The sequence below is a fragment of the Streptomyces lonarensis genome, assembly GCF_012033735.1.
Lineage (GTDB): Bacteria > Actinomycetota > Actinomycetes > Streptomycetales > Streptomycetaceae > Streptomyces > Streptomyces lonarensis.
Genome location: NZ_JAAVJD010000036.1, coordinates 1 through 13601, shown reverse-complemented (window position 1 = coordinate 13601; position 13601 = coordinate 1). Strand labels below are relative to the sequence as shown.

The following is a 13601-nucleotide window of genomic DNA, read 5'->3' as shown; positions in this document are numbered from 1 at the left end:
GGTAGCCGAGACGGAAAGGCAGCATCGCGCGTGATATCGCCGCGTTCGCCGTGAACGGGGGAGCGCTGATCGTCGGGGTCGACGAGGACCAGCAGACCGGGACGTTCGCCCTGGCCCCGCAGCAACTCAAGGGTCTTGCCGAACGCATCGAACGGATCGCCGGGACCGTCCTCGACCCTCCCGCCCACATCCGCACCGAGGCGATCCCCGCAGCCGGACACGACGGGCTCGGGTGCCTCATCGTCCACATCCCGCCCAGCCCCGACGCCCCCCCACATGGTCGACGGCTAGTACCCCGCCCGCGGCGACAAGACCAACAGCCACCTCACCGACGCCCACGTCCGCGAACTGCACCTGCGACGCCGCGCCACATCCAAGGCCGCACTCACCCGACTGCGCACCGAGATGGCCACCGACCCCTGCGAGATGTCAGCGACCAGTCGCACCTCTCCACACCGGGCCATGTCCGCGGAGAACAGGTACTCCATGACGAAGGCGCGGTCCGCCTCGCCCACCAGCTCATCCCGCTCGTGTGTCTGGTCGCGGACGAGATCGGCTACTGCGGCAGCTGGGCCCCGGCCGTCGGCGCCTCCGAGCTCCGCGGCCGGCGGGTACAGGTCGCCGAGACGGGACATCCCGGACAGCACCGCTACAGTGCCGACAACCACGAGGAGAGCGCCCTCGCCACCTACATCGAGCTCACCGACGGCGCCGGCCGCATCATTCGCCGACTCCTCGGCCCCCTGCTGCGTTCTCTCGGCACGGAGAGCAGCTACCGCGCCGAACTCTCGCTGCCCAACGGGGGAGAGGGCAGGTAAGAGCGCGAGCGGGCAGACAGCGGGGCGCCCTATCCGCGTGCCGCCGCCCCGGCGCACAGAAGAGGCGGAACGGAAACACGAACGGCCTCGTGCGCCTCTTCACCGAGGCGCACGAGGCGCACGAGGCCGTCGCGCGGGAGCGGTAGCGACGTCAGGAGCGCTGGCAGAGCTTCCGCCCAGGTCAATCCGAGGCGTCGCTGATGAGCTCGGCGGCCTGGTCCCGCGTGCTGAGTCCGAACAGCTCCACGGTGTCGTCCACGCTGAACGTCGGGTTGGCGCGCAGCATGACGTGCAGCATCGCCACACGGGCCCTCCGCAACCGGGCGGCCGCGCGGCCCGCGTCCGCCCCGGTGACGCCGGCCAGCTCCTGGGTGGTGAGGCGAGGATTCCGAGTGAGTAGCTTGCGTGCCACCAGTTCGATCTCCCCAGCAGCCAACCTACCTCCGGCGTCGGCAAGCAACCTCACCGCAGCCGGGCGCCTCCCCATACTGAAGCGTCTCTGCACCTCCTCCACACTGCGGTCCGGCTCGTCGGCGAGATCCTCGCGCAGCAACTCCAGGCGCGCTTCCCGGAGCAGCCGTTCCGCTCGCCGCGGGGTCAGGCCGACAGCGTCAACCACTTCTTCGATCGTCAGGTGGTTGTTCACCCGGAGGAGCCCACCCACCGTGCGGCGCTCTGCCGCTGCGGCCTCAGGGTCGACGAGGTAGTGCTCGGGGACGTCCCCTCCGCTCTCTCGCAGCAGCTGCGCCGCGTTGGCGGAATCCATCCCGAAGAGCTTCCGCACCCCCTCCACGGTGAGGTCCGGGTCGTCGGCGACGGCGCGGCGCACGATGTGCTCGCGGGCGTCGCGCAGCGCACGCTGCGCAGTCACCAGGTGGAAACCTGGAATGAGCTCATGCACATCGTCCGCGGTCGCTGTCGGCTTCTCGTCCAGCAGCCGCATCACCCGCTGCCGACGCTCTTCCGTCGACGCCTTCTCGCCGCGGGGTACAGAGTCCTTGCTGCCGCGGGGGCGCCCGGCCCGCCCCTTCATCCCTCCGGGGGCGGGACGCTGCCCGTCCCAGTCCGAGATGGTCTGGCGGTACCAGAGGTCGGCGTTCCCCACGGTGGTGTCGGGTTCGGGCAGCCGCGTCTTGTCGCCGTACCGGTAGCCCTTCCACGTGGCCGGCGAGGGCCGGCGGTCCTCCGGCAGGGAAAGGCGCGCCTCCTCCAAGTCGAGAAGGTCCCGGGGATGCTCCGTGGTCGGTACTGCCGGCAACGTGTACTCGACCACCGCGTCCCGGCCCGCGGCGTGCTGTTCCGCGGCGCGCGCGGCGACCAACTGCTCCCTGGAGAAGATGCGCGTGCGTCGGTTGCCTCCTTCGCGCAGGAGCACCATCCCGGGGATCTCATTCCAGCGCTTCAACTTGCGCCAGCGGGCCGGGGATATGCCCCAGATATCCGCGGCGTCTTCGTCACTGGCGGGGGTCACGCCGTTGGGAATCAAGTTGTCCTCTTCGCCAGACTTCGAGTGGCAGCGAATCGGGTATCACCCCGGATGCGCGGTAAAAACTACCATGAATAAGCGATGGCGTTGTGGGTCCGTCCGTGCGGTGCTGGTCCGTGCTGTCCTCCTCCGCGGCCGGGATCGCGGCGACGGCCTCACGCCCCCGGCTGCGGCATCCCAGCTGCTGTGGGCGCCGGCGGTCGGATGCCAGGAGGGCGCCCGTGCCCGGAGCGTGCAGCGTGAGGCCGGCGGCCAGGGTGTCGCCAGGGGTAGGTGGTGGTGACGCCTGTGGCCTGCTCGCGGGCGGTGAACCACGAATCTGCGCGGTGCGCTTCACCTCGCCCGAGCTCCTCGTACTCTCTGCGGCGCTCGGGCGAGCTGTTCTCAGCAGCGGCAGGGGTGGAGTATCAGCCATTCCGGTTGGTGGGTGCATGCAGTGTTCGGTGACTGGGTGTGGATCGATGGTTGTGTGAACCGGTGTTCGGTTGCGGTGGGTGAGGAGTGAGTGGTGCTGCGCGCTGTTCGGGTTGGCGTGTTCTGGGGCGCATGTGTGGTGGCTTTTGGGGAATCGCCGGTAGTCACCCTGTGATCACTGTGCGAAGGTGCACGGGCTGTGACGGCGGTGTGCGCCGTCCATGACATCCCGTGGGGGGATCTGTGCGAATACGCGCTCATGGCGCGCCGGTTCGGCGTGCCCGGAACCAGATGAGGGCTGCGGTGGTGGCTGCCGCGGTCGTGGCAGTTGCGGTGAGTGCGCTGCCGGGGACCGCGTCGGCGGCGGACGACGTCGCCGGGGGTTCGGTGTGGGGCGAGGGGGGTGATGCGGCGGTCCCGCCGGTTGTCGTGGGCACGACGCAGGCGCCGCCGAACGAGCGCGCTGCGCCGCTGGACCCGGAGGTGCGGGAGTGGCGGGAGGCCCGCCGGCCCGGCAGCGAGACCGAGGCTGTGGCGCCGGCCGAGGCCGGTGAGATTCTCAACTGGCTCTCGGACGGCCAGGGTGATGTGCCCTGGCATCAGATCTCCGACATCCGGATCACGGATGCGCTGGTGGCCCGGATCAACCTGTCCAACGGGAACCTGATGCTGACGGCCACTGACGCCGACATCGCTGGAGTGGGGCAGAACCTGCTGCTGGACCGCACCTACAACTCGCTCTACGGGCCGTTCGGGAACGTCTCGGACCGGTGGTGGGTGGGTGGCGAGCGCTGGCTGGACACCTTCTGGAACGGCATGGTGGTCTGGTACGACTCCACCGGGGCGACCGTGCAGTTCGAGATGGACGGTGAGGGCGGGTTCGTCACGCCGGAGGGGTACAGCTGGGACCTGGTCGAACACGCCGACTACTCCTTCACCCTCACCGACCGGTCCTCGGGCAGCAAGGAGCGCTACGACGCCGACGGCAACCTGCTGGAGGTCACCGACCGCAACGGCGGCACGATCACCGTCGAGCGCACGGGTTCCTCCGGCCGGGACGGCCTGGTGATGACGGAGGAGCGGTCGGGCCGGTGGGTGGAGCTGTCCCGGGAGGGCTCCGACGTCTGGGAGGTGAGTGACAGCTCCGGCCGCACCGGCGGGTACACGCTGTCCGGTGGTGATCTGGTGGCGACGACGGACACCGCGGGCGCGGTGACGGAGTTCGGCTACGACGATGACGGCCGTGTCACCGAGGTCCGCACGCCGGAGGGGCGGGTGACGGTCTTCACCTACGACGCCGACAGCCGGGTGACGTCGATGACGCGGGCGACGGAGTTCGACGGGGACGGTCACACCGGGCCGACGTTCACCTACACCTACAGCGCGGATTCGCCGTGGTCGGCGGGGACGACGACGGTGACCGACCCGCTGGGCCACGCTACGGAGTACGAGGTCAACGCTGAGGGTGAGGTGGAGGAGGTCACCGACCCGCTGGGCAAGACCCGGTCGCGGACGTACGAGGCGCACATGGTGACCACGGCGACCGACGCCATGGGCACCGGGTCGGACGATCCGGGGAACGTGACCGCCTACGGGTGGGATGCCCGCAACAACCTCACCTCCTCGGAGCTGCCGACGGGCGCGACGGCGGCGCTGACCGGCTACCAGACCATCGCCGGCGCCGACCTGCCGGGAACATTGACGCTGCCGGACGGCGAGGAGAGCGAGTTCTCCTACGACACGGCAGGCAACACCCTGTCCGTCGCGGTCAGCGGCGAGGCGGGCGGGACCCGCTCCTACACCTACAACCCGGCCGACCCCGACTGCGGCGGGTTCCAGGGCCAGCGCTGCACGGCCCAGGACGCCAACGGCGAGACCACCGCGTTCACCTACGACGACACCGGCAACCTCGTCCAGGCGGCCCCGCCCGGTCCGGTCGAGGCCACCACCTACACCTACGACGACCTGGGCCGCCCGGTCACCGTCACCGACGGCCGCGGCACCGAGACGACCTACACCTACGACGACCGCGACCGCATCACCGAGGTCACCGCCGACGACACCACCGTCTCCTACACCTTCGACGGCGACGGCAACATCACCTCCCGCACCGACAGCACCGGCACGGTCTCCTACGCCTTCGACCCGCTCTCCCGTGAGACCGTCCGCACGCTGCAGAACGGGTCGCAGACGGTCCTTGCCTACACCGCCGACGGCAACGTCGAGAGCTACACCGACCCCGCCGGAACGGTGGAGTACGCCTGGGACGACGCCGGCCGCCTCACCACCCTCACCGACCCCGACGGCAACGACACCACCTACACCTACGACAACAACGACCAACGCACCGAGACTGTCTATCCCCACGGTCTGACGCAGACCGCCACTCTCGACGCCTCCGGCCGCCCCACCCGCATCACGGCCGAGGCCGACGACACCACCCTGGTCGACCTCGCCTACACGTACGCGCTCGATGCGGTCGACGGGGCCAAAATCCGTACCCGTACCGATGAGTTGACGGGGTACGTGACGTCCTACGACTACGACAGCGCGGGGCGTTTCTCCTACGCGGCGGAGCGGGACGGGGGTGAGATCGTGGAGTCCTGGCAGTACTGCTACGACCCCGCCGGCAACCTCACCTCCCAAGGCGTCAGCCCCGGCTGCCCCCGTGGCACCACCTACACCGTCAACGCCGCCTCGCAGATCACCGCGAAGAACGGCGACAGCGACGGCTGGTCCTACGACGCCGCCGGCAACGAGACTGCGGCCGCCCCGACCGAGGCCACCACCCGCACCGACGGCCAATGGTCGGCCTTCTCCCAGCTCACCGGTGTCACCGTCGCCGGCCAGGAGTACGCGGGGGAGTACGCCTCCAGCGACAACAGCGAACGCGTCCGCCTGGGCGACACCCACTTCCACCACGGCCCGCTCGGCCTGTCCGCCACCACCACCGACGAGGCCGACACCGGTTTCGTCCGCGAACCCGGCGGCACCCTCAACTCCTTCACCCGCGACGGCCGCAGCCACTACTACATCACCGACGCCATCGGCTCCGTCGTCGCCGTCATCGACGAAGACGGCGACCGCCTCAACGCGTACAGCTACAGCCCCCGCGGCGTCACCCGCACCGCCCACACCACCGAGGAGATCGACCAGCCCTACCGCTTCGCCGGCGAATACCAGGACGCCACCGGGCTGTACCACCTCTCCGCCCGCTACTACGACCCCCGCATCGGCCGCTTCACCCAACCCGACCCCTCCGGCCAGGAGAAGAACCCCTACCTCTACGCCGAAGGCGACCCCGTCAACCGCATCGACCCCACCGGCCTCTGGGCCGCTGGAGCAATCGGAGCTGTCGGCGACTTCCTGACGTTGTCTGACGCCAACTCGGTCGTCGAGGACACCCTCAACGGGGACCTGGATGCCGCGGTAGACGGTCTCGCAAGCATGGCCGCGGGCGTGGCCGGCCAGTCAGCGTGCGCCTTCGGAGCGGGACTGATTGCCGCACCCACCGCAGGTGTGGGCGGAGCCGTGGCGGCTGGTGTCTGCGTCGGTGCAGGACTCGGGGCTGGAATCCTCACTTCTGCAGCGTTGTCATAGCAAGTGTAAGAAAAGGAAAATCATGAACGAACTAGTCGCTAAAGGCGCTTCGCTGGGGCTTCCGGCTTGGGTTGGACTCGTAATCGGAGCGCTGAGTGTCGTCGGTTTCGTAATTCTTGCCATCATTTATGGTGGGAGGGAAGGGAACGGGGCGGAGTGAAGGGTGGCGACTATCGGCCAACGGAGATGCCACCCTGCGGACGTCGGGTCTGACCGCCCCCTGACCCCTGTGGTGAGTCGCGTAGCAGTGCGGCTCACCACAGGGGCCTCCCCTCTCTCCGGATTTCGTGAATGGGACCTCGTCCACTGCCGCCCATGCTTGCAGCATCGGATGTGCCGGGCCGTATGTTGCCTGTTCCGGTGATTTAGCCAGTTCATTTCGGGTAGGGGATGGGCATGGCATCGAAGCGATTCCCGTTAGGCAAGACCTACGCGAAAGTGGTGCGGCTGAGCCGCTGGTTCTATCTGCTCTGGGCGCTGGTCTGGCTTCTGCTCCTGGGCGCCGCGCTGGCTTCAGAAGAGGCCGGAGTGGCTATACCGGCTTTCTTCACCGCCGTATTCCTGCTCTTCGCAGCTCTGGCGCAGTACGTGACGCGCCGCGACGCCCAAGCCCGGGCCGACGCGCCAACCCGGGAGCAGCGTCAGGCTCCCGGCACGGCGTAACGCTCAGGGGGCCTGCCCCGTGGTTTCCAGGGTTCGGGGCTGGGTGGCGGTGCCCGCCACCCAGGCCGAGTTCGTTCTCGCCGTCGGTCCCGTGCCGATCGCCGCGCTGGGCCGGTGCCGATGTCTTGGCCGTCGCCGACCAGCCGCTGGATGCGCTGGGATCGAGATCTGCGTGCCCTCCTCGACCCCACAGTGCAGAGATTAGGAAGAATCTCTGAATAGAATGGTAAAGCTTCAGGTGTTCGTGAGCATTCTATACTTGGCGGCTATCTCTTCGCTGATACTGGCCTCCAGTTAGAGGTTGTCTCACGTGGTGAGTTTCGTGAGTTTCTTGTAGCAGGTCAGCGTGGCGGCCAGGCCGAGGAAGGCGAGAAAGTGGGAGCCCTTTCGCTCGTATCGGACGGTGAGCCGTCGGTAGCCGAAGAGCCAGGCGATCGATCTCTCGATCTTCCAGCGGTGCCGGCCGAGACGTTCGCCGGACTCGATTCCCGGCCTGGCGATGCGCGGGACAAGTCCCCGTTCACGCAGCCAGGAGAGGTGGTCAGCAGAGAAGTACGCCTTGTCGGCCCGGAGCTTGACCGGGCGGCGCCGACGAGGTCCGCGCCTGGAGCGGATGGCGGGTATCCCGCGGATCAGCGACTTGAGGGCGAGGCTGTCGTGCATGTTCGCGCCGGACACGGCCACGGCGAGCGGAAGGCCCTGGGCCTCGGACAACACGTGCAGCTTGCTGCCCTTCTTGCCGCGATCGACCGGGTTCGGCCCGGTCAGCGAGCCCCCCTTTTCGCCCGCACCGACGCGGCGTCCACGATCGCCGAGGTCCAGTCGATCTCACCCCGGGCGCCAAGTTCGTCCAGGACTGCCCGGTGCAACCGGCGCCACAGTCCCGCCTCGGTCCACGCGGTGAACCGCCGGTGCGCCGTAGCGGGCGACACCCCGAACGTCTCCGGCAGATACCGCCAGGCACACCCACTGGTCAGCACGTACACCACAGCCGCGAACACGGCGCGCTCGTCCAGCGGCGCCGTCCCACCGCCCTGCGGACGAGAGTTGAACGACGGCAGCAACGGGGCAACCAGTTCCCACAGACCGTCAGGAACCAGCCGCTGCGACAGATCTACACTCACGAAGAGACATCATGCCGCAGCTCCCAACACCACCACGTGAGACAACCTCTTAAGGTGAGAGTGAAAGCGTTGTGTGGTGGCTCCTCGGTGGGGTCATGGCGTTCTGTGCTCTCCAGCAGATGACTTGTATCGTTGCTTCCGTCTCAGGGCCGGGTGGCTGCTGACGCGTGCTTCTTCGTCACCGGGGCTGCTCGCCTCCGCTCGAGCGGGCGTTCTTTGACCGCACCTGAGGTGCAATAGCCTGGGCTACAGGGCCGGTGTAGGAATTGGTGAGGTAGGCGGTGGACTTCCGGCGTAGATTCAAGAATGTTTGACATTGGCCCGGAGGTGTGGGTTCATGGAGTTTCGGTTGACCCCACGCCTCTGGTCTGGCGCTGCATTTGGAGAGGGGTTGGATACGTGAGCGCAGTCGCGAGGGCGAGGATACTTGCTGCAGTAGGGGTGCTATTTGGTGCTATATTTCTTTCCTTGTTTCTCAATGCCGAGTCGTTCAATTGGGCTTTCCTGCTTGGGGGAGGGTTGTCGCTGTGCGGCGGCCTCGGTCTCTTCGCAACTATTGAGCGGAACAAGTAGTTTCGAAGCGCTCCCTTTGTGTGAGGTGTCTCTGATCCCCGGCGCGGTCGGGGTGGCACGTATCGAATCCAGTTGCTGCCGGCAACGAGACCGCGGCCGCGCCGACGGAGGCCACCACCCGCACCGACGGCCAGTGGTCGGCCTTCTCCCAGCTCACCGGTGTCACCGTCGCCGGCCAGGAGTACGCGGGGGAGTACGCCTCCACCGACAACAGCGAACGCGTCCGCCTGGGCGACACCCACTTCCACCACGGCCCGCTCGGCCTGTCCGCCACCACCACCGACGAGGCCGACACCGGCTTCGTCCGCGAACCCGGCGGCACCCTCAACTCCTTCACCCGCGACGGCCGCAGCCACTACTACATCACCGACGCCATCGGCTCCGTCGTCGCCGTCATCGACGAAGACGGCGACCGCCTCAACGCGTACAGCTACAGCCCCCGCGGCGTCACCCGCACCGCCCACACCACCGAGGAGATCGACCAGCCCCACCGGTTCGCCGGCGAATACCAGGACGCCACCGGGCTGTACCACCTCTCCGCCCGCTACTACGACCCCCGCATCGGCCGCTTCACCCAACCCGACCCCTCCGGCCAGGAGAAGAACCCCCACCTCTACGCCGAAGGCGACCCCGTCAACCGCATCGACCCCACCGGCCTCGACTGGGGAATCAGCTTCTCAGGCGAAGTCTGCGTAATCGTCTGCGTGGGCGCAGGAGTTAACAGAAACGTTGACACGGGAGAGACCGGCGCGATGACGAGCATCGGGGTGGGCTGGCCCGTGTCAATATCTGGCGGGTTCCGAACGAGTTACGGATACTCACGTGGGGGGTCCGGGTACGGCTCCTGCGGTGCTGGGCCACTGTCCTGGGAGGCGACTGGTCTCAGTTCCGGCTCGATCGGAACAGGGTATTTTAGTTCCCCAGGATGCTCTGGAGGGTACACGCACCAGTTCTAGCAAGTCAGGCGCGGGAGGACTCTTTGGAGTCCTCCCGCGCAGTAAAGGGAGGCAGGGTATGAATATAGTGATTCCGGTGTTTTCCATTCTGTTCGGAAGTGGCCTGGTTGTATTTCGCAACAGATTTGCGCGCTCAGCGATGGCGAGTGGGATTCAGTTGTTCAAGTTGAAAGAATCGGGGCTATATGAGGAGTCGGCGAAGTGGGCGGCGGTGGTGTTTGGTCTTGTCTTTGTGGTCATCGGGATAATTGGCTTGGTTGTCAACCCGTGAAGGTGGTGTTCTAGGCGAAGGAGGGTAGTGTGCATGTTGGGAATAATTGCGAGTGAGGATTGGGGGAAGCTGCCGCCGTGGGTGGGTATCGGAATCGGAATCGGTGCCCTCTCTGTTGTCGCCATTGTTACGTTGGTGCGGCATAGAGGCATGGATCGGTAGCGCCTCACTCCGTGGCGGTGGCCTCCAAGTCGCCTAAGCGGCTAATGAAGCCTCTCGTGGCACTGCGGGCCAAGCCACAATAGAGCCTGCCCCGGCCCGGGGTGGCTGGAGCGAATTTTCTTCCTTTGGCTTCTGACTCGTTTAGGGGGTGGTCGATCGTGGAGATCCTGGCTGCGGCTCTTCTGGTAGTTTCCGGTTGCGGATTTATCCTCTTTAGGCGGCGCTTCGCGGCCGGAATAATGGTCACGATGCGTGAAGGGTTTGGCTCTTCCTCGAAGTTCTGGAGATTTGCTGCACTGTTTACCGCCGTGATAACTGGAGCCTTAATGGTGCTGGCTGGCGTCTACTTCCTCTACTACCTGCTCTTCGGTTAGATTCCCGTCTTTCAGGAAACGGGCAAGCGTACGGATAGCGCAGGTGAGTCGTGGGTTCCAGTGACCGCAGTTACGGCGGCCAATTCCCGGGCTCACTCGACCGCCGTCCGTCCCTAAAGGTTGAGCGGTAGTTCTTCAGCTGCTCGGCAACGGTGTACTCGCGGATGGGCATGAGGAAGCCACCGGGCTGTACCACCTCCCCGCCCACTACTGCGATCCCCGCATTGGCCGCTTCACCCAACCCGACCCCTCCGGCCAGGAGAAGAACCCCTACCTCTACGCCGAAGGCGACCCCGTCAACTGCATCGACCCCACCGGCCTCTACTCGGTTGAAGACTTCGCCATCGACATCGGTGCCGTGGCCGCGTCCGGGGCAGCCGGGGCCTCGGCCGGCGCGGGCGTGGGGTGTGGCATCGGGTTCTTCGTGGCCACCCTTCCCGGGTGCGGCGCGGGGAGCGTCGCGGGCGGCGCGATCGGCGGAAGCCTCGGCATCGTCGGCGGCGCCTTGACCGTGATCTCACTCAGGAACTGAGGGCAGCGTGAGTAGAGCAGCGAGATGGCAGCCGGGGCGTGGGCTCCGCATCGTCATGCTGGGATTCCTCGTGATGACGGCATGCCTGCTCGTGACGACCCTTGCTCTGGGCCAGTGGAGAACGGCTCTGGTGAGCGCCGTGCCGATGCTCCCGGTGGCCGCCGGATGCGTCTACTACCTGAGGTCGCCTGCGTAGTGACCGACGAGCGGAGCTGTGCAGCTGACCACTCCGCTCCGTGGCGACGGTGGGCCGTCGCGGCGATCTGTGGCGGTCCTGGGACTTGTCAGCAGCGTGCCGCGAGCCCTTGCGGGGTCCGGCACGGGGTCCGCGACCCACTGCGAGTTCCAGCACGGCCCGCTCGGCCTGTCCGCGACCACCACCGACGAGGTTGATACCGGCTTCGTGCGCGAACCCGGCGGCACCCTCGACTCCTTCACCCGGGAGGGAGAGGCGCACTGCTTCGTCACCGACGCCATTGGGTCGGTGGTCGCCGTCATCGACGAGGACGGCGACCGCCTCAACGCGTACAGCTACAGTCCCCGCAGCGTGCCCCGCACCGCCCACACCACCGAGGAGATCGACCAGCTCCACCGCTTCGCCGGCGGCTACCAGGACGCTACCGGGCTGTACCACCTCTCCGCCCGCTACTACGAGCCCCGCATCGGCCGCTTCACCCAACCCGACCCCTCCGGCCAGGAGAAGAACCCCTACCTCTACGCCGAAGGCGACCCCGTCAACCGCATCGACCCCACCGGACTGTGGGCCGCTGGCGCGGTCGGAGCTGTAGGCGGCCTCTTGACGTTGTCTGACGCCAACTCCGTCGTCGAAGACACCCTCAACGGGGACTTGGACGCCGCGGTAGACGGTCTCGTCGGCATGGTCGGGGGCGTGGCCGGCCAGTCAGCGTGCGCCTTCGGAGCGGGACTGATTGCCGCGCCCACGGCAGGTGTGGGCGGAGCCGTGGCGGCTGGTGTCTGCGTCGGTGTGGGGTTTGCCGCTGGCTACCTTACTTCCGAGATTATGTCATAGCAGAAGAATGAAAGAAGAGGAAAAGCATGAACGAACTAATTGCCAAAGGTGTGTCGCTGGGAGCTCCTCCCTGGGTTTGGATCAGCGTCGGAGTGGCCTCCGTGATTGGTTTCATAGTTCTCGCCGTCGTGTACGGCGGAAGAGATGAGAACGGGGTCGAGTGAAGGTGGGATGCTCTCGGTAGAACCCGAGGTGTCGCCCTGCGGACGGCAGGCCGAACCGCCCCCTGACCCCTGTGGTGAGTCGCGTAGTATTGCGGCTCACCACAGGAGTCTCCCTTCTTCCCGAATTTCGTGAGTGGGGCCTCGGCTACTTTCGCCCATGCTTGCAGCATCGGATATGCCACGCCGGGTGTTGCCTGTTCCGGTGCATTATTCGATTCGTTTCGGGTAGGGGCTGGGCATGGCATCGAAGCGATTCCCGTTAGGCAAGACCTACGCGAAAGTGGTGCGGCTCAGTCGCTGGTTCTATCTGCTCTGGGCGCTGGTCTGGCTTCTGCTCCTGGGCGCCGCGCTGGTTTCGGAAGAGACCGGAGTGGCCATACCGGCATTTTTCACCGCCGCGTTCCTGCTCTTCGCAGCTCTGGCGCAGTACGTGACGCGTCGCGACACCCAGGCCCGGGCCGACACGTCTGCCCGCGATCAGCGCCAGGCTCCCGGCACGGCGTAACGCCCAGGGGGCCTGACTCGTCTACCACCTCTCCGCCCTCTACTCCGAGCCCCGCATCGGCCGCTTCACCCAACCCGACCCCTCCGGCCAGGAGAAGAACCCCTACCTCTACGCCGAAGGCGACCCCGTCAACCGCATCTACCCCACCGGACTCCTGTCGTTTGACGACGCTTCCGATCTCGCCAGTACCGCCTTCAGTCTTGCGGGCGGTTGCGCGAGTGGCGTTCAGGCTGCGGCTCACTCCGGGGTGATGACCATGGCCAGCGCCTTCGGCCCGACCGCATCAGTCGGTGTCGGAGTCTTCAGCTGGGCTCTGGGCGCTGGCGTCAGTTACGCAGGAGGGGAGCTGGTGTACTGGCGCAGGCAGCTCACCGCAATGCTCCCAGTTCACCTGGGGGCATTGCGGTCGCTGCCCCGTCTCTACCCTTCCCTGAAAGGTTCTATGAAAGGTTGGTCCATGAGTCCTGCTGCTCGACTCACCGGGATTTCCATCTTTGCTGGCCTTATTGGCTGCTGCTTCTTGGTCTATGGAATTGTATTCGATGCCACTAACTGGGTGATTCCGGTTGTCATCGGGGTGGCTGCGATGATAGGGGCGGCCATGACGGTGTTCGGAGTATGGAGTAACAGAGCCTGACGAGCTCGTGCACCGTAAGCGGTGAGACGTCGAGCTCTTGATCGTCGATCATGGTCATGTGGTGAAGAATGCGTGTGATCTCATGGTAAAGCTTGAAATATTCGTAGGTGTTCTATTTCTGGGGGCTATCTCCTCGCTGGTTCTGGCCTCCAGTAAAGGTGGGGGTGAGAGTGAGGTTTTCTCAACGGTCCTTACTTCCATGAGCCGTGTAGGACGAGGGCGGCTTTGGTGATGGCTCCGATTCTGTTGGGGCTGAGGGTGACGTGCTGGAGTGCGCGCCAGCGTTGCTTGA

The 13601-nt window shown here is 66.4% G+C and carries 11 protein-coding genes and 1 pseudogene; 10 read left to right on the top strand and 2 right to left on the bottom strand.

The window, feature by feature from the left end; genetic code table 11:
- Window positions 1-530 precede the first annotated feature (530 nt).
- Window positions 531-818, top strand: coding sequence for a hypothetical protein (locus HCN56_RS07465; protein ID WP_167968701.1), 288 nt, complete (start codon window positions 531-533; stop codon window positions 816-818).
- Window positions 819-999: 181 nt separating this feature from the next.
- Here the strand turns inward: HCN56_RS07465 and HCN56_RS25770 are convergent, their stop codons facing one another.
- Window positions 1000-2289, bottom strand: coding sequence for a hypothetical protein (locus HCN56_RS25770; RefSeq protein ID WP_209312466.1), 1290 nt, complete (start codon window positions 2287-2289; stop codon window positions 1000-1002).
- A 732-nt stretch (window positions 2290-3021) separates the two neighbouring features.
- On the opposite strand from HCN56_RS25770, the gene HCN56_RS07455 reads away from it, so the two are divergent.
- Together HCN56_RS07455 and HCN56_RS07450 are read left to right on the top strand one after the other, a co-directional pair.
- On the top strand, window positions 3022-6318 hold the full coding sequence (locus HCN56_RS07455; RefSeq protein ID WP_446696829.1) for an RHS repeat-associated core domain-containing protein: 3297 nt from the start codon (window positions 3022-3024) through the stop codon (window positions 6316-6318).
- Between the two features lie 396 nt (window positions 6319-6714).
- Window positions 6715-6981: a hypothetical protein gene (locus HCN56_RS07450; RefSeq protein ID WP_167968699.1), complete on the top strand. Its 267-nt coding sequence runs from the start codon at window positions 6715-6717 to the stop codon at window positions 6979-6981.
- Window positions 6982-7287: 306 nt separating this feature from the next.
- On the opposite strand, the gene HCN56_RS07445 is transcribed toward HCN56_RS07450, so the two are convergent.
- Window positions 7288-8105 (bottom strand): IS5 family transposase gene (locus HCN56_RS07445; protein WP_376770850.1). Its coding sequence is split into 2 segments (ribosomal slippage): window positions 7288-7763 and window positions 7763-8105, totalling 819 coding nucleotides; the frame shifts between segments, so codons are not numbered across the junction.
- Between the two features lie 650 nt (window positions 8106-8755).
- On the opposite strand from HCN56_RS07445, the pseudogene HCN56_RS27500 reads away from it, so the two are divergent.
- The 7 genes and pseudogenes from HCN56_RS27500 to HCN56_RS07410 form a co-directional block, all read left to right on the top strand.
- Window positions 8756-9634 (top strand): annotated as a pseudogene (locus HCN56_RS27500) (RHS repeat-associated core domain-containing protein); the annotation flags it as partial.
- A 76-nt stretch (window positions 9635-9710) separates the two neighbouring features.
- Window positions 9711-9905: a hypothetical protein gene (locus tag HCN56_RS07435; protein WP_167968698.1), complete on the top strand. Its 195-nt coding sequence runs from the start codon at window positions 9711-9713 to the stop codon at window positions 9903-9905.
- Window positions 9906-10225: 320 nt separating this feature from the next.
- Entirely contained in the window at window positions 10226-10441 is a 216-nt protein-coding gene (locus HCN56_RS07430; RefSeq protein WP_167968697.1) for a hypothetical protein, read from the top strand.
- Between the two features lie 139 nt (window positions 10442-10580).
- The gene (locus HCN56_RS27385; protein ID WP_167968720.1) at window positions 10581-10973 is read left to right on the top strand and encodes an RHS repeat-associated core domain-containing protein; all 393 of its coding nucleotides are present in this window, start codon (window positions 10581-10583) and stop codon (window positions 10971-10973) included.
- Window positions 10974-11265: 292 nt separating this feature from the next.
- Window positions 11266-12003, top strand: a complete 738-nt coding sequence (locus tag HCN56_RS07420; RefSeq protein WP_312871110.1) for an RHS repeat-associated core domain-containing protein — start codon at window positions 11266-11268, stop codon at window positions 12001-12003.
- Window positions 12004-12405: 402 nt separating this feature from the next.
- Window positions 12406-12672, top strand: coding sequence for a hypothetical protein (locus tag HCN56_RS07415; RefSeq protein WP_167968696.1), 267 nt, complete (start codon window positions 12406-12408; stop codon window positions 12670-12672).
- A gap of 55 nt (window positions 12673-12727) precedes the next feature.
- A complete protein-coding gene (locus HCN56_RS07410) occupies window positions 12728-13309 on the top strand; it encodes an RHS repeat-associated core domain-containing protein (protein WP_167968719.1) in 582 nt (193 codons plus the stop codon).
- Window positions 13310-13601: the final 292 nt, after the last annotated feature.